Origin of the sequence: Pseudomonas sp. YQ_5 (assembly GCF_043103305.1) — a bacterium.
Classification (GTDB): Bacteria; Pseudomonadota; Gammaproteobacteria; order Pseudomonadales; family Pseudomonadaceae; genus Aquipseudomonas; species Aquipseudomonas putida_Y.
Genome location: NZ_JBICJS010000002.1, coordinates 1 through 418 on the forward strand (window position 1 = coordinate 1; position 418 = coordinate 418).

Here is a 418-nt window from a genome sequence, read left to right on the forward strand (position 1 = left end):
AAAAATTCCAGGCCTGCTCGAATTGCTGTGGGGCATGCCGTGAAGCAGGCAACTCGGTGGAGGGCACCGGCTTCGCCGGTGTTCGCGGGTAAACCCGCTCCTATGTATGGACTCGCCTCCCACGGACCATCTCAGGCTGCGACAATATTCCCGTTACCTTAACGTGACTTTTCCGCGCCCCCCCTACGTCAAGACTCTGGTTCGGGGCACTTCTGCTCTTGGACCTGGCGATGCCAGCGTACCGTGCTGCGCATTCCTGGACTTCCACCGTCCCATCACTTGAGGTAGCAAGCAAGATGGCCAAGGCCGCCGATGTCGTTGTGCAATGCCTGGAAAATGAAGGTGTCGAGTATGTATTCGGCATCCCCGGTGAGGAAAACCTCGACCTGCTCGAATCCCTGCGCAAGTCGAAGATCAA

1 protein-coding gene is annotated in these 418 nt (G+C 57.7%); it reads left to right on the forward strand.

The window, feature by feature from the left end; translation table 11 throughout:
- Nucleotides 1-296: 296 nt before the first annotated feature.
- Nucleotides 297-418 (forward strand): thiamine pyrophosphate-binding protein (locus ACF8EA_RS00510; protein WP_143515118.1); only part of this gene is annotated, 122 nt, incomplete at its 3' end.